Annotated in this window: 18 protein-coding genes; 15 read left to right on the top strand and 3 right to left on the bottom strand. The window is 30.4% G+C overall.

Annotation, left to right across the window (positions count from 1 at the left end):
* Nucleotides 1–15: 15 nt before the first annotated feature.
* Entirely contained in the window at nucleotides 16–2,046 is a 2,031-nt protein-coding gene (locus FBF06_RS04375) for an ATP-dependent helicase (protein WP_002857005.1), read from the bottom strand.
* A 128-nt stretch (nucleotides 2,047–2,174) separates the two neighbouring features.
* Here FBF06_RS04375 and FBF06_RS04370 point away from each other — a divergent pair, with 128 nt between their 5' ends.
* From FBF06_RS04370 to FBF06_RS04300, 15 genes are all read left to right on the top strand, one after another.
* The gene (locus FBF06_RS04370; protein ID WP_002867971.1) at nucleotides 2,175–3,194 is read left to right on the top strand and encodes a hypothetical protein; all 1,020 of its coding nucleotides are present in this window, start codon (nucleotides 2,175–2,177) and stop codon (nucleotides 3,192–3,194) included.
* 22 nt (nucleotides 3,195–3,216) lie between these two features.
* Nucleotides 3,217–5,829 (top strand): valine--tRNA ligase, encoded by a 2,613-nt coding sequence (locus tag FBF06_RS04365; protein ID WP_052796031.1) that lies wholly within the window; start codon nucleotides 3,217–3,219, stop codon nucleotides 5,827–5,829.
* 4 nt (nucleotides 5,830–5,833) lie between these two features.
* The gene (locus FBF06_RS04360; protein ID WP_044278512.1) at nucleotides 5,834–6,844 is read left to right on the top strand and encodes a methionine ABC transporter ATP-binding protein; all 1,011 of its coding nucleotides are present in this window, start codon (nucleotides 5,834–5,836) and stop codon (nucleotides 6,842–6,844) included.
* A complete protein-coding gene (locus tag FBF06_RS04355) occupies nucleotides 6,841–7,752 on the top strand; it encodes a methionine ABC transporter permease (RefSeq protein ID WP_002861419.1) in 912 nt (303 codons plus the stop codon). Before FBF06_RS04360 ends, FBF06_RS04355 begins: the two co-directional genes overlap by 4 nt.
* 189 nt (nucleotides 7,753–7,941) lie before the next feature.
* Nucleotides 7,942–8,715 (top strand): MetQ/NlpA family ABC transporter substrate-binding protein, encoded by a 774-nt coding sequence (locus FBF06_RS04350; RefSeq protein ID WP_032584219.1) that lies wholly within the window; start codon nucleotides 7,942–7,944, stop codon nucleotides 8,713–8,715.
* Between the two features lie 48 nt (nucleotides 8,716–8,763).
* Nucleotides 8,764–9,534: a MetQ/NlpA family ABC transporter substrate-binding protein gene (locus tag FBF06_RS04345; protein WP_002859805.1), complete on the top strand. Its 771-nt coding sequence runs from the start codon at nucleotides 8,764–8,766 to the stop codon at nucleotides 9,532–9,534.
* Between the two features lie 9 nt (nucleotides 9,535–9,543).
* The gene (locus FBF06_RS04340; protein WP_002852406.1) at nucleotides 9,544–10,320 is read left to right on the top strand and encodes a MetQ/NlpA family ABC transporter substrate-binding protein; all 777 of its coding nucleotides are present in this window, start codon (nucleotides 9,544–9,546) and stop codon (nucleotides 10,318–10,320) included.
* A gap of 83 nt (nucleotides 10,321–10,403) precedes the next feature.
* Nucleotides 10,404–11,066: a flagellar basal body P-ring formation chaperone FlgA gene (flgA, locus tag FBF06_RS04335; RefSeq protein ID WP_002876101.1), complete on the top strand. Its 663-nt coding sequence runs from the start codon at nucleotides 10,404–10,406 to the stop codon at nucleotides 11,064–11,066.
* Entirely contained in the window at nucleotides 11,063–11,626 is a 564-nt protein-coding gene (locus tag FBF06_RS04330) for a UbiX family flavin prenyltransferase (RefSeq protein ID WP_002860748.1), read from the top strand. The genes flgA and FBF06_RS04330 overlap by 4 nt, the downstream gene beginning before the upstream one ends.
* A 40-nt stretch (nucleotides 11,627–11,666) precedes the next feature.
* On the top strand, nucleotides 11,667–12,143 hold the full coding sequence (gene coaD / locus FBF06_RS04325; RefSeq protein WP_002852633.1) for a pantetheine-phosphate adenylyltransferase: 477 nt from the start codon (nucleotides 11,667–11,669) through the stop codon (nucleotides 12,141–12,143).
* Nucleotides 12,134–12,712, top strand: a complete 579-nt coding sequence (gene tmk, locus FBF06_RS04320) for a dTMP kinase (protein ID WP_002867977.1) — start codon at nucleotides 12,134–12,136, stop codon at nucleotides 12,710–12,712. The genes coaD and tmk overlap by 10 nt, the downstream gene beginning before the upstream one ends.
* Complete coding sequence (hisS, locus tag FBF06_RS04315; RefSeq protein WP_168977551.1) at nucleotides 12,709–13,935, top strand: histidine--tRNA ligase; 1,227 nt, start codon at nucleotides 12,709–12,711, stop codon at nucleotides 13,933–13,935. Before tmk ends, hisS begins: the two co-directional genes overlap by 4 nt.
* On the top strand, nucleotides 13,932–15,767 hold the full coding sequence (speA, locus tag FBF06_RS04310; protein ID WP_010891885.1) for a biosynthetic arginine decarboxylase: 1,836 nt from the start codon (nucleotides 13,932–13,934) through the stop codon (nucleotides 15,765–15,767). Before hisS ends, speA begins: the two co-directional genes overlap by 4 nt.
* Nucleotides 15,768–16,406 (top strand): serine O-acetyltransferase, encoded by a 639-nt coding sequence (gene cysE / locus FBF06_RS04305; protein WP_168977550.1) that lies wholly within the window; start codon nucleotides 15,768–15,770, stop codon nucleotides 16,404–16,406.
* A gap of 171 nt (nucleotides 16,407–16,577) precedes the next feature.
* The gene (locus FBF06_RS04300) at nucleotides 16,578–17,747 is read left to right on the top strand and encodes a pyridoxal phosphate-dependent aminotransferase (RefSeq protein ID WP_002860745.1); all 1,170 of its coding nucleotides are present in this window, start codon (nucleotides 16,578–16,580) and stop codon (nucleotides 17,745–17,747) included.
* A 60-nt stretch (nucleotides 17,748–17,807) separates the two neighbouring features.
* On the opposite strand, the gene FBF06_RS04295 is transcribed toward FBF06_RS04300, so the two are convergent.
* On the bottom strand, nucleotides 17,808–18,149 hold the full coding sequence (locus tag FBF06_RS04295) for a cupin domain-containing protein (protein ID WP_002869841.1): 342 nt from the start codon (nucleotides 18,147–18,149) through the stop codon (nucleotides 17,808–17,810).
* A 69-nt stretch (nucleotides 18,150–18,218) separates the two neighbouring features.
* Entirely contained in the window at nucleotides 18,219–19,241 is a 1,023-nt protein-coding gene (locus FBF06_RS04290) for an MBL fold metallo-hydrolase (protein WP_002868517.1), read from the bottom strand.
* Between the last annotated feature and the right edge of the window lie 242 nt (nucleotides 19,242–19,483).

Raw genomic sequence — 19,483 nt, 5'->3', positions numbered from 1 at the left:
ATAAAGGAAATTTTATCAATCTATAGTTAACTCTCCCTTGCAAAGCCCTGCTTCTATAAGAAAACGAGAAGGGGCGAAAGAAGTTTTTTTATTTTTATCATATTTAGCATAGCTTAAATAAAGTATATTTTTTGCCCTAGTTACTGCAACATAAAAAAGCCTTCTTTCTTCTTCTAAGCTTCCACCCATTCCCATAAGCTTTTGATTAGGAAAGCGACCTTGCGCAAGATCAATCACAAAAACAAGATCAAATTCCAAGCCCTTACTTGCATGTACGCTAAGCAAATTAACTCCTTTGCCACTACTCATTTCACTTGCACCTAAAGTTAGAAAATTATAATACTTATAAATATCGCTATAATTTTTTGTAAGCTCTTTTAAGACATTGAATTTTGTTTCTATTTTTTCTAAATTTTCACTCTTTCTTAATAAATCCACCTGTCCTGCTTTATTTGTTGCTCTTTTGGTTGCAAGTTCTTCACAAATTTCTCTATAAAAAGAATTTTCACAAATTAAATTTACCAAAGTCAAAGAATGTTTTATTTCCATAGCTTTTTTTAAAAAAAGATAAATTTTTTCTAAATTTCTAGCACATAAATCATTGATTTTTGAAAGTTTTAAAATAGGATGTGCATCAAATTCACTCTCAAATTTAAAACGAGTTTCGCTGGCTAATTCTTCTAAATCCGCAAAAAGCCCAAGTTGATAATTTCTTTTTTGATGATTTTGCAAATTTACATTTTTATCAGGATCTAAAAAACCTTTTATTAAATTTCCATGCCCTAATTTTAAAAGTGCGTCAAAAATTTCTTTTGCTAAAACTCCACCCACACCTTTGGTGTATTGAACCAAATGAATAAAAGCCATAATATCCTTAGGATTTACCACAAGAGCAAGCATAGAGCTAAAAGCTTTAACTTCTAAACTTTCAAAAAAACTTCCACTTCCCTTTCTCACACTTGCAATGCCCTGCTCCCTTAAAGCTACTTCAACCCCATCAGCACTTGAGTTGTTGCGAAAAATCACGGCAATTTCTTCCAAACTTACTCCGCTTGTAAGTATCATTTTGGCTATATTTTGATACTGATCAAATAATTCTTCAAAAGTAAGCAAAGATGGGGCTTTAAACTCATCATTTCTTGTAACAATAAGTTCTTTTGGGTATAATCTTTCGTTATTTAAAATCACTTTATTAGCCAAAGCTAAAATACTTCTTGATGAACGGTAGTTTTTATTTAAAGAAAAAATTTTTGCATCTTTAAAACGATCTTTAAACCCACCTATGATATTAATATCCGCTCCATTAAAAGCATAAATACTTTGATCATAATCCCCTACGCAAAACAAACTTTTACTATGAAAAGCCTCTATTAAGGAACTTTGCAAAGTATTTGTGTCTTGATATTCATCTACTAAAATTTCATCAAATTCATATTTTTCTTCTTTTAAAAGATCTTTTAGATTGATAAGCAAGTCATTAAAATCTACATAATTAAAACGCTTTTTTTCATTATCATATTCTTTTAAAATATCTTCATAAATTTCAGCATAAATACTTTGATCTTCGTAGTTTTGGCAAAACCAAGTATAAAAATCTTGATTGTGCGCTTTGTTTTGAAACAAAGAATAAAGATCATATAAATAACTTGATTGATAAGGTTTTATATCACTTAAATGCCTAAAAGTTCTTTTTTCATAGACACTTTTAAGTAGAGTTTTTAACTCGCTTGCTTGCTTTAAGGCTATATTTTTATCCGCATTTCTAAGTAAGGTATAAGCCGTACTATGAAAAGTTCCTGCAAGTATTTTACTGGTAATATTTTTATCAAAAAATTTCCCTAAACGCCCTATCATTTCTTTACTGGCTTTATTTGTGAAAGTCAAAAGCATAATTTTTTGAGGTGCCACTCCCTTGCTTAAAAGATAAGAAATTCTTGCAACAATAGTAGAAGTTTTTCCCGTCCCTGCACTTGCAATAACAAGATTGTGTCCAAAATCAGCAGTAGCAGCAAGATATTGTTCATTATTTAATTTTGAAAGTGGCATTATTTTCCTTATAAAAGTTAAAATTATAAAAAAAAATTACTTAAAAATATAAAAATTTAAAATTACTTTATATTAGATTATAGTACAATGCTAAAATTATTTAACTTTCTGTTTTTAAGGGATAGCAAATGAATTTGAAAATTTTTTCTATTATTGTTGGCATATTAATTGCTGTTATTGTGATATTAGGTGGAACATATTATTATCTTTTTGAATATTCAAAACCAAAGAATTACACCTTAAATACCAACACTTACACCGAACAAAAATCATATACCAATAACTACGATAATTCCTATTCACCCTCGATCCAAACCAACAATAGTTCATCAGATATAAATATTAATAACAATACCATCCAAAAGCAAGAAACAAACCTATTAGATGAAAATCAAAGCTTAAATAACAATACATTTAATACATCAATAAGCGAAAACAATCAAAGCTTAAATAATAACACCAATACAAGTAATAATATTAATACAAATGAAAATAAGCAAATTTTAGATACGGATAAAGAAAAATTAAAACAAGAAAATAAACAAGCCAAAATAGAAGCTCTTAAAAAAGAAATCAGCAAACAACAAAAGATCTTAGAAAGAGAAAGAGCTGTAAAAAAAGAACTTCAATCAAACAAATCAAACAAAAATAAATATCTAAATACCGCTAGAGAGTATCTAAGCATAGGAAAAAACAGTCGTTTAGAACCTGAGCTTAGCACAGAAAATATGAAAGTTTACATTTTAGATGGAAAATTTTTAAGCCAATACAGAATCAATCTGTTAAAAGATATGCTAAGCGTTATACAAGATAATGCAAAAGATTATTATCTAAGTATTTTTGTTAAAATGCTACCAAAAGGGGAAATGAAATTAACTATCTATAACAAAGAAATTATCTTTTCAGATATGAAAAAAGCTTATAAATATATTAGTTTAGATAGATTAAGCCCATATTTAAACAATCCAAAAGAATTAAATGAACATGTAGCACGTGAAGAAATTTTAGAAAGACTTAAACTTCAAATTAAAAAAGACGGCAAAGGAAGTGATTTTTCTAAACATATCAAAAGTTTGAAAACTGGACTTAATACAGCACAATATTTCTTCCCGTTTTGTGAAATTATAGAAATTAGCTCTATTAAATAAGCTAAAACAATAAAGGCAAATAATGTATGATAAAAATTTAGAAAAAGAGTATTATCAAATTTGCGAAGAACGCGGATATTTTGAAATCGATGGCAATAAAACCATACAAGAAAAAGATAAAAATTTCTGCATTATGATGCCTCCTCCTAATGTCACTGGAGTTTTACACATAGGACATGCTTTAACTTTTACTCTGCAAGATATTATGACGCGTTACAAAAGAATGGATGGCTATAAGGTTCTTTATCAACCAGGGCTTGATCACGCAGGTATTGCCACTCAAAATGTTGTAGAAAAACAACTCCTTGCTCAAGGCATTAAAAAAGAAGAACTAGGTAGAGAGAAATTTATAGAAAAAGTCTGGGAGTGGAAAGAGCAAAGCGGTGGAAAAATTTTAGACCAAATGAGAACACTAGGCATCACTCCTGCATGGAGTCGCTTGCGTTTTACTATGGATGAAGGTTTGGTTAATGCCGTAAAAAAAGCCTTTGTAGAACTTTATGATAAAAGACTTATTGTACGTGGAAACTACATGATAAATTGGTGTACCCATGATGGCGCTTTAAGTGATATAGAAGTTGAATACAAAGAAAACAAAGGAAAACTTTATCATATTAAATACTTTTTAAAAGATAGCGATGAATTTTTAGTAGTAGCCACAACGCGTCCTGAAACTTTTTTTGGCGATACTGCAGTTATGGTGCATCCTGATGATGAACGCTATACTAAATTTGTGGACAAAGAAGTGATTTTGCCTATAAGCAAAAAAGCCATTAAAATCATAGCCGATAAACATGTAGAAAAAGATTTTGGAACAGGAGTTGTAAAAGTTACTCCCGCTCATGACATGAACGATTATGAAGTAGGACTTAGACATAATTTAGATTTTATAAGTGTTTTTGATGAAAAAGGAATTTTAAACGAGCATTGTTTAGAGTTTCAAGGTTTAGAACGCTTAGAAGCAAGAGAAAGAATCGTAGCCAAACTTAAAAGTCTTGGTTTTATAGAAAAAATAGAAGAGCATAACAATCAAATAGGATATTGTTATCGTTGCAACAATATAGTTGAACCTTATATCTCCAAACAATGGTTTGTAAAAAAAGAAATCGCCCAAGAAAGTATAGAAAAAGTTGCGCTTGGAGAAAACAAATTTTACCCAAATCACTGGATAAATAGCTTTAATGCTTGGATGAAAGATTTAAGAGATTGGTGTATTTCAAGACAACTTTGGTGGGGGCATCAAATTCCTGTGTATTATTGCGAATGCTCTCATGAATGGGCAAGCCAACATACGCCTAAAACTTGTCCAAAATGTCAAAGTCAAAATTTCAAACAAGATGAAGATGTACTTGATACTTGGTTTTCTTCAGGACTTTGGGCTATGAGTACTCTAGGCTGGGGAAATGAAAATTGGGGTAAAGATAAAATTTGGTCTGAAAAGGATTTAAAAGATTTTTACCCTAATTCTTTACTCATTACAGGTTTTGATATTTTATTTTTCTGGGTGGCTAGAATGATGTTTCAAAGCACTAATGCCTTACATCAACTTCCTTTTAAAGATATTTATTTACATGCTCTTGTGAAAGATGAGCAAGGTAGAAAAATGAGTAAAAGCCTTGGAAATGTCATCGATCCAAATGAAAGCATTAAAGAATATAGTGCTGATATTTTACGCTTTACTTTAGCACTTCTTGCTATACAAGGACGCGATATTAAACTTAGCAATGATAAACTTTTACAAGTTAGAAATTTTACAAATAAAATTTATAATGCTACAAATTATCTGCTTTTAAATGAAAGTAAATTTGAAGATTTGGAAAATATCACACTTCATTCAGAATTAGCAAAATATATTTATGCCAAATTTCAAACTTGTGTTAAGGATGTAAGAGAAAATTTAGACAATTATCGCTTTAATGATGCAGCCAATACTCTATATAAATTCTTTTGGGATGATTTTTGCGATTGGGGTATAGAGCTTAGCAAAGCCGAAAAATCGAGCGTTAAAGAACTTGGTAGTATTTTCAAAGAAGCTTTAAAACTTTTAAATCCTTTCATGCCTTTTATCAGCGAGTATTTATACCACAAACTAAGCGATACAGAACTTAAAACAAGCCCTTCTATTATGATAAGCAAATATCCAAAATTTAAAGAACAAGATAAAAATATAGAAAAAATCTTTTCTTTGCTCATAGAAAGCATAGTTAGTATCCGCCGTGCTAAAAGTTTAATCGATCTTGGAAATTCTAAAATAGAAAAAGCTTATATCAAATTTAACGATAAAAAAATCAAAGATGAAATCAAAGCTTATATGAATTTTATCATAATGCTCGCAAAGTGCGAGCAAATAGAATTTAGTGAAGAAAAATTACCAAAGGCAATATGTGATGTTAGCGAGAATTTAGAAATTTTTATTACGCTTGAAAATGTTGATTTAAGTGGTATTTTAACAAGACTTGAAAATCAAAAAAATAAGCTTGAAAAAGAAAGTTTCAAGCTTAACTCCATGCTTTCAAATGAAAAATTCATCGCTAACGCACCTAAAGAGGTGGTAGAGCAAAATAAAGAAGCTCTAGAAAATTTAAAAATTCAACTTGAAAAAATATCAGTTGAACTTCAAAATCTAAGAGGTTAAAAATTTGATAAAAATAAAAAATTTAAAAAAATATTATGGCAAGGAACTCGTGATAAACGATGTTTCTTTGGAGATTAAAAAGGGTGAAATTTACGCCATAGTAGGTCATAGTGGAGCTGGAAAATCCACTCTTTTAAGATGTATTAATGGACTTGAGAATTATCAAGAAGGAAGTTTAAAAGTCTTTGATCAAGAAATTAAAGATTTAAGTCAAAAAAAATCAAAAGAGTTAAGAATGCTTAGAAAAGATATAGGGATGATTTTTCAAAATTTTGCCCTAATGGAGCGCAAAAATGTATTTGAAAATGTTGCTATGCCTTTAAGAACACACTATATTCAGTGTAAATTTCATGCCAAGCTTTTTAATAAAGAATACATGAGCGAAAAAGAAATTGTCCAAAAAGTCAATTCCTTACTTGAAATCGTAGGGCTTGATCATAAAAACAAATCCTACCCAAGAGAACTGAGCGGAGGGCAAAAACAACGCGTTGCTATTGCTAGAGCCTTAGCTTTAAACCCAAAAATTTTACTTAGTGACGAAGCTACTTCGGCTCTTGATCCAAACACTACAAAAAATATTTTAGAGCTTATATCTAAAATCAATGCTGAATTTGGGATTACTGTTGTTTTAGTAACTCACGAAATGGATGTGGTAAAAGACATAGCTCAAAAAGCTTTATTACTTGAACATGGACAAATCATAGGAAGTGGAGCAATTGATGAGCTTTTTTTAAGGCCTAATGCCAAAATGAAAGAATTTTTAGGAGAAAGCGACTTCTTGCCTGAGCACGGACTTAATATCAAACTTTACTTTCCAAAAGAAGTTGCCCAAAATAGCGTCATCACTCATATGGCAAGAACTCTAAATATAGACTTTAACATAGTTTGGGGTAAAATAGAAAAACTGAATGGAAAAGCCTTGGGAAATTTAGTTATAAATATAAATGAAAAGGATAAAGACAAGGTTCTTGATTACATAGAAAAAAGTGGAGTATTATGGGAGGTGGCATCATGAATGAAGAAAACATCTCTATCATCAGTGCTTTTTTTAGTAGAATTTCTCAATTTTTTAATGAATTTTCTTGGCAGGATATTAAAGAAGTGAGTTTAAGTTCTATTACAAGTTTCAGTGAAAATTATGAAAACATTTTAAAACCTGCGCTTAATGAAACAATTTATATGAGTTTAATGGCTGTACTATTTGGATTTTTATTGGCTATCATTCCTGGAATTTTACTTGCTATTTGGGATAAAAATGGAATTAAAGAAAATAAAATCGCTTATAGTATTTTAGATTTTATTACCAATATATTACGCGCCTTTCCATTTTTAATTCTTATAGTTGTTCTTTTACCACTTTCTAAAATCATAGTAGGCACAAGCATAGGTACAAATGCTGCCATAGTTCCTTTAGCTATCGGAATAGCTCCTTATTTGGCAAAGATGCTTGAAAGCGCTTTTAAAGAAATAGACAAAGGAATTATAGAAGCAGCAAAAAGTTATGGTGCTAGCAATATTCAAATTATCTTCAAGGTTATCTTTAGTGAAGCCCTTCCTGCTATAATTAGCGGAATTACCCTAACTTTGATCTTTACCATTGGTTTTTCTGCTCTTGCTGGAACTGTCGGTGGTGGAGGATTAGGAGATGTAGCTATTCGCTATGGTTATGAAAGATTTAACAAAGAAGTTATGATTCAAACTGTAGTTATTTTACTTATATTAGTTCAATTAGTTCAAATTCTAGGTAATTTATTTTATACTTGGGCTAAAAATAGTAAAACTACATATATCATTGCCACTCTATTGATTTTACTTGGAGTTAGTATAGTTATCAATATAAACAATGATGAAAATTTCTTTTGGCAAGTAATTGTTTTTATCTTATTTTTAGGAAGTTTGCTTTATAAAGGTTTCAAAAAATAAGGAGATTATATCTCCTTTTAAGATAAATATAAGTTTTTTTAAGTAAAATTTAAAAAAAATTAAAGGAATTAAAATGATGTATCAGATGCGTTAATCTGACTATCAACAAGTTTTTATATGCTTCTTCCTGATAGTCAGAGTGAATTTATTAAGATTAAAGCAAGCACAAAATGACTAAAAAGGAAAAAAATGAAAATCAAATCTTTATTTATAGCAAGTATTTTAACATTAAGTCTTAATGCAAATGCATTAGAAACCATCACAGTTGCAGCAACTCCCGTCCCTCATGCTGAAATCCTAGAACAAGTAAAACCTGATTTAGAAAAACAAGGCTATAAACTTGAAATCAAAGAATTTACAGATTATGTTTTACCTAATCTAGCTGTTGATAACGGAGAAGCCGATGCAAATTTTTTCCAACATACTCCTTATTTGGAAGAATTTAATAAAAACAAAGGCACCAAACTTATCAAAGTAGCTGCCATACACATAGAACCTATGGCTGTTTACTCCAAAAAATACAAAAGTCTAGATGATATTAAAGAAGGGGTTAAAATCGCCATTCCAAATGATCCAACCAATGAAAGTAGAGCTTTAGATATTATTGCAAAAAAAGGTTTGGTAAAATTTAAAGATAAGGCTTTAAAAACACCTCTTGATATTATAGACAATCCTAAAAAAATTAAATTTGTAGAATTAAAGCCCGCACAACTTCCAAGAGCTTTGGATGATGTTGATTTTGCTGTAATTAATTCCAACTACGCTCTCTCTGCAAATCTAAATCCTGCAAAAGATAGCGTATTTATCGAAAATAAAGAAAGCCCGTATGCAAACATTCTTGTTGTAAGAGTGGGACATGAAAACGATCCAAAAATCAAAGCCTTAATCCAAGCTCTACAAAGTGATAAAATCAAACAATTTATCATAGAAAAATACAACGGATCTGTTTTACCTGCTTTTTAATTTTGTCCCTTACCTAGGGACTTTTTTCTTAAATACAAAGGAGTTTTTATGAATTTATTTAAAATTATTATACTCGCTTACATTCTAAATTTATCTAGCCTATTTGCACAAAACATTACTATAGGAGCCACTCCAAATCCTTTTGGTAGCTTACTAGAACTAATGAAAGATGATTTTAAAAACAAAGGGTATGAGCTTAAAATAGTAGAATTTTCAGACTATATTTTGCCCAATCGTGCATTAGAGGAAAAAGAACTTGATGCAAATTTATATCAACACAAACCTTTTTTAGAAGAATACAACCTAAAAAAAGGTTCAAATTTAATTGCAACAACGCCTGTACTTATAGCTCCAGTAGGAGTTTATAGTAAAAAAATCAAAAATTTAGAAAATCTTAAAGAAGGTGCTAGAGTTGCTATACCTAATGATGCGACCAATGAAAGCAGAGCTTTAGAGCTTTTAGAGAAAGCAAAATTAATAGAGCTTAACAAAAATACTCTAAAAACCCCATTGGACATAAACAAAAATCCAAAAAAACTTAAATTTATAGAACTTAAAGCCGCACAACTTCCAAGAGCTTTAGATGATGTTGATATTGCTATAATTAATTCTAATTTCGCACTTGGAGCCGGTCTGAATCCAAGTAAAGATACTATTTTTAGGGAAGATAAAAATAGCCCTTATGTAAATTATGTTGTGGTACACTCAGAAGATAAAAATAGCGAAAAAACCAAAGTAATTGATGAAATTTTAAGAAGCGATAAATTTAAAGCCATCATTAATGAACATTATAAAGATATATTAATCCCAGCTTTTTAGGAGTATAATATGAATATTAAAAAAATATTTTTAAGTGTTTTATTTACAATTAGCCTTAGTTTTGGGGCGGATAAAACCATAATCATAGGTGCAACACCAACGCCTTATGCTGAAATTTTAAATTTCTCTAAACCCTTATTTCAAGAAAAAGGTTGGAAGTTAATAGTTAAGGAATTTAATGACTATAATATACCTAACATCGCTTTAAATGAAAAAGATTTAGATGCAAATTTATATCAGCATAAACCTTTTTTAGATGATTTTAATACCCACAAAGGAACAAAATTAAGTTCTTTAGGTGCTATTGTTTTAGTTCCTATGGCTATATATTCTAACTCCATAAAAGATATAAAAGACATTCCTAATGGTGCTAAAATCGCTATACCTAATGATGCTACCAATGAAAGCAGAGCTCTTGATTTACTAGCTAAAGCAAATTTAATAGAGTTTAAAAGTCAAAGCACCCTTAAAACCCCTATTGACATAAGTAAAAATCCAAAAAAACTTAAATTTATAGAGCTTAAAGCCGCACAACTTCCAAGAGCCCTAAATGATACTGATTTGGCTATTATTACCACAAACTATGCTCTTGGAGCAGGCTTAAACCCTTTAAAAGATGGTATTTTTATGGAAGATAAAGATAGTTTATATGCTATTGTTTTAGCTACAAGAAAAGGTGAAGAAACAAGTCAAAAAAGTCTTGTTATTAAAGAAATTTTAACAAGCGATAAAATTAAAAATTTTATCATAGAAAAATACAAAGGCTCTGTTATCCCTACTTTTTAACTCTATACAAAGCCTTCTAAAGGCTTTGTTAAACTTATAAAAGCTAAAATACTATTTATTGCATTATAATTCTTAGGATAAAAATGAAAATTATTTTTTTAACTTTTTTTATTGTGATAAATTATATCCAAGCAGCTAGTTTAGAAGAAATCAAAACAGCGCTAGCTAAAGAATTTAGAAATAATTTTCCTAAAATTATAATTTCTCAAATTGATTTAAAAATAACATCATTGCCTAAAGATTTTGATCAATATGAATTTCTAAGAATCGCTAATGGGCGTTTTAATCAAGCACAAGGCTTTTTAAGGGCTGAATTTAAAACTCCGCAAAATATACAAAAAAATGTATTTTTTAGATATTTCATTCAAGCAAATTTAGAAGTTTTAAAAAGCGAACGCGCTATAAAAAGAGGAGATAAACTTGGAGCTTTTGACTATAAAAGCGTATTGATTGATTTTGATAAAGTTCCTTTAAATGCCTTAACCTTAGATGATGTAGATAATCTTGTAGCTAAAAGCAATATTAACAAAAACGCCATTTTAAGAGCAAATATGTTTAAAACCACAGCTTTAATACGCCGAAATGATCCTATAATCGGGATTTTAAGCGAAGCAAATGTTGATGTTTTAATCGAACTTGTGGCTTTGCAAAGTGCAAATATGGGCGAAAGGATTCGTGCAAAAAACAAAGAAGGTAAAGTTATGCAAGGCATCGTAGTGGGTAAAAATAGGATGATTATACAATGAAGGTTTTATTAGGAATTTCTGGTTCAAGCAGTGTCAATTTAGGCTTAAAATTATTAAAAAATCTAGAAAACCAATGCGAACTTTATTGCATTTTAACCCAAGGTGCAAAACTTAGCTTCAAAACTGAAAATCAAGCAAATTTAGAAGAAATTTGTCAAGAAAATTTTAAATACACTTATTTTTTAGATGATAAAAATTTAAGTCTAAGTGTAGCAAGTGGATCTTTTGGAATAGAAAAAACCATCATTGCTCCTTGTTCAATTTCAAGTTTAGCAAAAATTCACGCTGGTTTTGCAGACACTCTTTTAATGCGTGCTGCAGCAGTGGCCTTAAAAGAAAGAAAAAAACTTATCTTAGGCGTACGCGAAATGCCTTTTTCTACTTTAAATTTAGAACATATGTTAAAACTTAGCCAAATGGGAGTTATTATCGCCCCTCCTATTATCGCAAGCTATTCTAAAGCAAACAATCTAGAGCAAATGGAAAATTTTATCGCAGGTAAATGGTTAGATCTTTTAGAAATAAAACACAATTTATATGAAAAATGGCAAAATTTTTAGTTTAAATTTGTTATATTTTTAAAAAAAAATTGGAGCAAAAATGACTTGTTTATATCCTGGGACTTTTGATCCTATTACCAACGGGCATTTAGATGTTATAAAACGGGCTTTAAAAATTTTTGATGAAGTCATCGTTGCCATAGCAAAAAGTGAACATAAAAAACCTTGCTATGATTTAGAAAAACGCAAAGAACTAGCCCTGCTCGCAACACAAAATTTAAAAAATGTTAAAATCATTGCTTTTGATAATTTACTTGTAGATTTAGCCAAAGAATTAAAAGTTAATACTATAATCCGTGGACTTAGAGCAGTGAGTGATTTTGAATACGAATTGCAAATTGGCTATGCAAATCACGCACTTTGGGAAGATATGGAAACCATTTATCTTATGCCAAGTCTAAAACATGCTTTTATTTCAAGTTCTATTGTGCGTTCTATAGTAGCACATGGGGGTGATGTAAGTTCTCTTGTTCCAAAAGAAATTCTACCTTTTTTAAAGGATCAATCTTGTATGTAGTTTTTGAAGGTATTGACTGCGTAGGAAAAAGTACGCAAATTTCACTTTTAAAAGAAATTTACAAAGATGCCATTTTCACACTCGAACCTGGCGGAACAGAACTTGGAAAACATTTAAGAGAAATTTTACTTAATAAAACTCATCCTATTAACAAAAGAGCTGAACTCTTGCTTTTTTTAGCTGATCGTGCTCAACATTTTGAAGAAATCTTAAAAACCCATCAAAACAAACTCATTATTAGCGATAGAAGTTTTATTTCAGGCATGGCTTATGCCAAAGATTTTGAAAACGATTTGCTTTTTGCTTTAAATAGTTTTGCTTTAGAAAATTTTTTTCCACAAAAAATTATCTTTTTAAAAGGAGATGCAAACCTTATCCAAGAACGCCTCAGTCAAAAAGAACTAGATAGTATAGAAAAACGTGGCATTGAGTATTTTTTAAGTGTACAGGACAAACTCGAAAAAGTGCTTCATTTTTTAAAAGAAAAAATTTCTGTAGAAATTTTAACACTTGACGCAAAAGAAAGTAAAGAAAAATTACACCAACAAATAAAGGAATTTTTACAATGATTAACGCTTTAAAAGGAATGAAAGATTTATTAGATAAAGATGCATATTATTATGAAAAAGTGATTAAAACCTGCGAAGAAGTAGCTAAAAACTATGGCTTTACTTTTATCAATACACCGCATTTAGAACTTTACACCCTTTTTAAAAGAAGCGTAGGAGAAAGTTCTGATATAGTAGGTAAAGAAATGTATGAATTTATCGATAAAGGTGAAAATCATGTTTGCATGCGTCCTGAAGGAACTGCTGGGGTGGTGCGTGCCTATATAGAAAAAAAACTCGATAAAAACACTAGTGTGAAAAGATGGTTTTATCATGGTTCTATGTTTCGTTATGAAAAACCTCAAAAGGGTCGCTTAAGAGAATTTCATCAATTTGGAGTTGAAAGCCTTGGCATACCTAATGTTTATGAAGATGCAAGCATTATTTTAATGCTAGTAGAAATTTTCTCACGCCTTGGTATTGATTTTAAACTTCAACTTAATTCTTTAGGCTGCTCACAATGCTTGCCAAAATACCGCGATAGGCTCGTTGAATTCTTAGATTTCAAAGAAGGTTTTTGTGAAGATTGTTTGCGTAGAAAAAATTTAAATCCTATTCGTGTCTTAGATTGTAAAAATGAGCATTGTCAAAATTTGCTTGAAAATGCTCCGCTTTTGATCAATAATTTATGCACCTCTTGCCAAAAAGACTTTGAAACACTGCAACAAATTTTAAAGGATAATGGAGTTAAATTTGAGTTAGATTCAAAACTTGTGAGGGGTTTGGATTATTATTCTAAAACGGCTTTTGAATTTATAAGCGATGAAATAGGAGCAAAGGCTGCTATCGCAGGTGGAGGACGCTACGATAGACTTATAGAGTATTTAGGTGGAAAAAGTGGCTATGGTATAGGTTTTGCCATGGGTATAGAAAGAATTATAACTATTTTAGAACAAAAAGAAGAAAAGATTCAAAGAGAAGGAATTTATCTTTGTGCTATGGATGAAATTTATATCCAAAAACTTTTGCATATCGCTACAAATTTAAGAAAAGAATATAAAGTACTTTTAAGCTATGAAGCAAGAAAACTAGCCAAACATCTTGAAAACGCGGATAAAAATAATACTGAAATTTTTCTTTGCATGGGAGAAAATGAAGCACAAAATGAAAGTTTGTTTTATAAAAATTTAGCAAAAAAAGAAGAAAAAATGATTAAAATTTCAGACTTAAAGAAGGTTTTATGATGGATTATGGTATTGATATTTGGGGAAATGAAAATTTCATTATCAAAAATGGTAAAGTTTGTATCAATTACGAGAAAAAACCTGCTATTATTGATATAGTTAAAGAATTAAGAGATGATGGATACAAGGGGCCTTTACTTTTAAGATTTCCTCATCTTATCCAAAAACAAATTGAAAATATTTACGGAAATTTCAATAAAGCAAGAAAGGAATTTGGCTATAAAGGAGGATTTAACGCTGTTTATCCTTTAAAGGTCAATCAATACCCTGGTTTTGTAAAAAATCTTGTAAAACTTGGAAAAGACTATAACTATGGACTTGAAGCAGGTTCTAAGGCAGAGCTTTTACTCGCTATGGCTTATAATAACGAAGGCGCACCTATTACCGTAAATGGCTTTAAAGATAGAGAACTTATCAACATAGGCTTTATCGCAGCTGAAATGGGACATAATATCACTTTAACCATAGAAGGACTTAATGAACTTGAAGCTATCATAGACATAGCTAAAGAACGCTTTAAACCTAAACCAAATATAGGCTTACGTGTACGTTTGCATTCTGCTGGAGTTGGAATTTGGGCAAAAAGCGGTGGGATTAATTCTAAATTTGGACTTACATCCACTGAACTCATAGAAGCGGTAAATTTACTCAAAGAAAACAAACTTTTAGAACAATTTACCATGATTCACTTTCATCTAGGCTCACAAATTACCGAAATTCACCCCTTGAAAAAAGCCTTAAATGAAGCAGGAAATATCTATACAGAACTTAGAAAAATGGGAGCTAAAAATCTAAAAGCTATCAATCTTGGTGGCGGTTTAGCTGTGGAATACTCACAATTTAAAAATGAAAAAAGTAGAAATTACACCCTAAGAGAATACGCTAACGATGTAGTTTTTATCCTAAAAAACATAGCCGAACAAAAAAAAGATTTAGAGCCTGATATTTTCATAGAAAGTGGACGTTTTGTAGCAGCTAATCACGCTGTTTTAATCGCTCCTGTATTAGAACTTTTTTCTCAAGAATACGCAGAAAACAAACTCATACTTAAAAAACAAAATCCAAAACTTATCGATGAGCTTTATGATCTTTATAAAAGTATAAAACCTTCCAATGCTTTAGAATACTTGCACGATAGCATAGATCATTTAGAGAGTATTTTAACTCTTTTTGATTTGGGCTATGTGGATTTACAAGATCGTTCCAATGCTGAAATTTTAACTCATTTGATTACAAAAAAAGCCATCTTGCTTTTAGGCGATAAGCAAAATCCTGCGGATTTACTTGCCATACAAGATGAAGTGCAAGAAAGGTATTTGGTAAATTTTTCGCTCTTTCAAAGCATGCCTGATTTTTGGGGTTTAGAACAGAATTTCCCCATCATGCCACTTGATCGCTTAGATGAAGAACCGACACGAAGTGCAAGTATTTGGGATATAACCTGCGATAGCGATGGAGAAATTTCATACTCTAAAGATAAACCTTTATTTTTGCACGATGTAGATGTAGAAAAAGAAAATTATTTTCTAGGGTTTTTTCTTGTAGGTGCCTATCAAGAAGTACTTGGAATGAAACACAATCTTTTTACTCATCCTACTGAAGCTATTATAAGCATCAATGAAAAAGGCTATGAAGTCGAGGGGATTATAGAAGCGCAATCCATACTTGATACCTTAGAAGATTTAGACTATGATATACACGCTATCATGGATATACTTAATGAACGCATAAGTAATTCTAAGCTTGTAAATGATAAGCAAAAAAAGCATATTTTAGGCGAACTTTATCTTTTCTTAAATGATAATGGTTATTTAAAAAGCATAGGAGTTTAGATGAATTTTTGGGGTATTATAAAAGAAGATTTTTCTCAGCCAAAGGCACAAGATCCAGCTTTTAATTCTTGTATAGAACTTTTTTTTAATTACCCTGGAGTATGGGCTGTAGTAAATTACCGCTTTGCACATTTTTTTTACATAAGAAATTTTAAACGCATTGCTAGAATGATTAGCGGAATTTCACAATTCTTAACTGGGGTAGATTTGCACCCTGGAGCAGAACTTGGAAGGCGTATTTTTATAGATCATGCCAATGGAGTGGTTATAGGTCAAACAGCAATTATAGAAGATGATGTTTTAATTTATCAAGGCGTTACTTTAGGTGGAACAAGCCTTGAAAAAGGTACTAAACGCCATCCAACCATAAAAAAAGGAGTGATCATAGGCTCAGGCGCAAAAGTGCTTGGCAATATCACCATAGGAGAAAATACCAAAATAGGCTCAAATGCTGTAGTGGTTAAAGATGTAGGTGCAAATTTAACTGCCGTTGGAATTCCTGCTTATATTATCGAAGAGCGTAAAAATAAAAACATTAGAGCCATAGATGCAAATTGCGATGACAAACTAGAAAAGTTAGAAAAGAAAATTTTAGAACTTGAAAATCTTATATTAAAACAACCTGAATCACAAAAATAATAATTTTTTATAATACATAAAATTATATGTATTATTATGCGTATTAATTTTTCCTAAAAATTAATACAAATTTTCACATTTATTGAAATTTACAACTCATTTTTAAATTAAATTTATTGTAAAAATGCAATTTTCTGCTAAAATTAAACAAAAATTATCAAGGATTGAAAAATGCTTACAAAAAGATCTCAAGTTTTAGAAGAATCTATCACTTTAGCTATCACTGCACTTGCCAATGAACTTAAAGCCAAAGGCGAGGATATCATTAGTTTTTCAGCGGGTGAACCTGATTTTGATACACCACAAACCATCAAAAATGCCGCTATAAGTGCTATTGAAAAAGGATGTGGAAAATACACTGCTGTTGCAGGAATTCCTGAAGTATTAAAAGCTATTCAAACCAAATTTAAAAAAGATAATAATCTTGATTATGAAACAAATGAAATCATCACCAATGTAGGCGCAAAACACTCTCTTTTTGAATGTATAGAATGCTTAGTAGAAAAAGATGATGAAGTGATTATCCCTAGTCCTTACTGGGTAAGCTATCCTGAAATGGTAAAATTTGCAGGTGGAAAACCTGTATTTATAGAAGGCTTAGAAGAAAATGGCTTTAAAATTACCGCTGAACAATTAAAAAAAGCTATCACAGCTAAAACCAAAGTTTTGATGCTAAATTCTCCTTCAAATCCTGTGGGATCGATTTATTCTAAAGAAGAATTAACTCAAATTGCTAAAGTTTTAGAAGGAACGCAAATTACTGTTTTAAGTGATGAAATGTATGAAAAACTTCGCTATGATGGTTTTGATTTTGTAGCTTTTGCAAGTGTAAGCGAAGATGCTTTAAAACGCACTGTGACCATTAACGGACTTAGCAAATGTGGAGCTATGCCAGGATGGCGTTTTGGCTATATGGCAAGCAAAAATAAAGCCCTAATTTCAGCTGTTAAAAGACTTCAAGGACAAAGCACTTCAAATATTTGCTCCATCACTCAACATGCAGCCATTCCTGCTTTAAATGGAGAATGTGATGAAGATATAGAAAAAATGCGTCAAGCTTTTGAAAAACGCCGTAACTTAGCCTTAGATATGCTTAAACAAATCCCAAAGATCAGTATTTATAAACCAGAAGGTGCTTTTTATCTTTTTGTAAATATACAAAAAATAGAAAAAGATTCTATGAAATTTTGCCAAAAATTACTTGAACAAGAAAAAGTTGCCGTTGTTCCAGGTATAGGTTTTGGAATGGATGGATATTTTAGGCTTTCTTATGCTACGAGCGATAAGCTTATCAAAAAAGGTTTAGAAAGAATAGCAAATTTCATTAAAAACTATAAATAATTCTAGGTTAAAGCCTAGAATTATTTAAGCAAATTAAAACCTTATAAAATCAAAATAAAATCAAGGCTTTTTAAGCACAGCATTTACCCTTTGAATACTATCTGATTTATTTAAACTCAATCTTATTATAGAATTTTCCAATCCACCTAAAGAATGCGCTACATTTGCCTCTAGGCCTATCATATCTAAAACATTTAATTCAAATTTTTCCTTTTCCACTTCAAACCAAATTTTACCGCTTAAAACTTGAACATGTATAGCAAAAGGAGCTTTATGCTCTTTCATCACGCTATCTTTAGCTAATAAAATTTGAATTTCTTTACCTTTTTCATTATCAATTAAAACATTGATTTTCACTTCTTTTGGGCTAAATTCCGCTCCATTCCATTGAATGATTTTCACAAAATCTCCTTTTTTAGTTTTATAAAACTATAGCAAAAGCCAAAATATAAATTATAAACTTGTGTTAATTTATTCTTCTTTCCACCAAAAATCCTGTTTAAATTTAGCTCCTACTTCATAAGCCTCGCCCATTTTTGGTGTGATAAGGGGTAAATCTAAATTTTCATAAAGAAATTTTACCACCTCATTCCATGCATGAGTTCCTGCTAAAAATCTCCCCCAATGTATAGGCATGACAGCTTTTGCATTAAGATCTTTTGCTTCTTTTAAAATTTGCTCAGGAAAAGAGTGTGAATATGGCCAGGCGATATTAAATTGTCCGCTTTCAAGACAAGCTAAGTCAAAATCTCCAAAATACTCACCTATTTTTTTAAAATGTGTAAAATACCCTCCATCTGCGCTAAAAAACACTCTCTTATCTACACTTAAAAATTCCATCACAAAAGAAGCCCAAAGGGTTTTGTTTTTACCATCTCCCCTGCTTGAACTGTGTTGTGCAGGTGTTGCAATGATTTTTAAATCACCAAATTCTATGCCGCTCCACCAATCAAGCTCTATGATTTTTTTCTCACTCACCCCATAGCTTTTTAGATAATTTCCCACTTTTAAAGGTGTGATAAAAAATCGTGCTTTTTCTTTTAAAGCTTTGACACTCTTAGCATCTAAATGATCAAAATGTGAATGCGTGATAATCACAGCAAAAATTTCATTAAAATCATTTACATTATAAACAGGAGCATTTTTAAAAGCCTTGTTAATAAAAGAAATAGGCGAAGCATGAGTGTTAAAAACAGGATCGATCAAAATTTTATATTCTTTAAAACTTATAAAAAGCGAAGAATGTCCAAGCCAAGTAATATGCGGAGTGCTAAAACCACTCAAATCAGGCTTGAAAAAAGGTAACTTAAAAGAAGGGATGGCATTTTTTGGATAAAGATAATAATACCTCAAAATTTCTTTAAAAGACACTTTAGGAGTTATAAGACTGTGCTCATTTTCATTAAGAAAAATTTCATATTTTTTACCCTGCACTTTTTTAGCTTTTGATCGTTGTGTATTGGAAATATCAAAGGTTTTAAATGATAAATTCAAATTTTTCCTTTTATGTTTATTAAGATTATATCTAAAAAGTTTTTAGATTAATTTTATTTTATTGCTAATTTTTTAGTTTGCTTACACTAAAATGAATTGTCTGATTTAAATTAGAACTTCAAAAAGAATTGGTTAAAAAATCAATGAAAAATTAGGTAGCAAGCTAATAAAAAAATTATATTTTACAGATTTTGTCATTTTTTTAAAATTTTAAAAAATTTTCAAGCCTTTTAAAAAGGCTT

Origin of the sequence: Campylobacter sp. CFSAN093227 (assembly GCF_012897855.1) — a bacterium.
Classification (GTDB): Bacteria; Campylobacterota; Campylobacteria; order Campylobacterales; family Campylobacteraceae; genus Campylobacter_D; species Campylobacter_D jejuni.
The sequence above is the reverse complement of the archived record's forward strand: the minus strand, read 5'-3'. Positions and strand labels throughout refer to the sequence as shown.

Bases quoted from the DNA above. Each gene is read 5' to 3' on its own strand.
- FBF06_RS04350 (WP_032584219.1), top strand. From the start codon at position 7,942: ATGAAAATCAAATCTTTATTTATAGCAAGTATTTTAACATTAAGTCTT.
- FBF06_RS04370 (WP_002867971.1), top strand. From the start codon at position 2,175: ATGAATTTGAAAATTTTTTCTATTATTGTTGGCATATTAATTGCTGTT.
- flgA (WP_002876101.1), top strand. From the start codon at position 10,404: ATGAAAATTATTTTTTTAACTTTTTTTATTGTGATAAATTATATCCAA.
- hisS (WP_168977551.1), top strand. From the start codon at position 12,709: ATGATTAACGCTTTAAAAGGAATGAAAGATTTATTAGATAAAGATGCA.
- speA (WP_010891885.1), top strand. From the start codon at position 13,932: ATGATGGATTATGGTATTGATATTTGGGGAAATGAAAATTTCATTATC.
- FBF06_RS04355 (WP_002861419.1), top strand. From the start codon at position 6,841: ATGAATGAAGAAAACATCTCTATCATCAGTGCTTTTTTTAGTAGAATT.
- FBF06_RS04340 (WP_002852406.1), top strand. From the start codon at position 9,544: ATGAATATTAAAAAAATATTTTTAAGTGTTTTATTTACAATTAGCCTT.
- FBF06_RS04345 (WP_002859805.1), top strand. From the start codon at position 8,764: ATGAATTTATTTAAAATTATTATACTCGCTTACATTCTAAATTTATCT.
- coaD (WP_002852633.1), top strand. From the start codon at position 11,667: ATGACTTGTTTATATCCTGGGACTTTTGATCCTATTACCAACGGGCAT.
- FBF06_RS04375 (WP_002857005.1), bottom strand. From the start codon at position 2,046: ATGCCACTTTCAAAATTAAATAATGAACAATATCTTGCTGCTACTGCT.
- cysE (WP_168977550.1), top strand. From the start codon at position 15,768: ATGAATTTTTGGGGTATTATAAAAGAAGATTTTTCTCAGCCAAAGGCA.
- FBF06_RS04330 (WP_002860748.1), top strand. From the start codon at position 11,063: ATGAAGGTTTTATTAGGAATTTCTGGTTCAAGCAGTGTCAATTTAGGC.
- FBF06_RS04300 (WP_002860745.1), top strand. From the start codon at position 16,578: ATGCTTACAAAAAGATCTCAAGTTTTAGAAGAATCTATCACTTTAGCT.
- FBF06_RS04365 (WP_052796031.1), top strand. From the start codon at position 3,217: ATGTATGATAAAAATTTAGAAAAAGAGTATTATCAAATTTGCGAAGAA.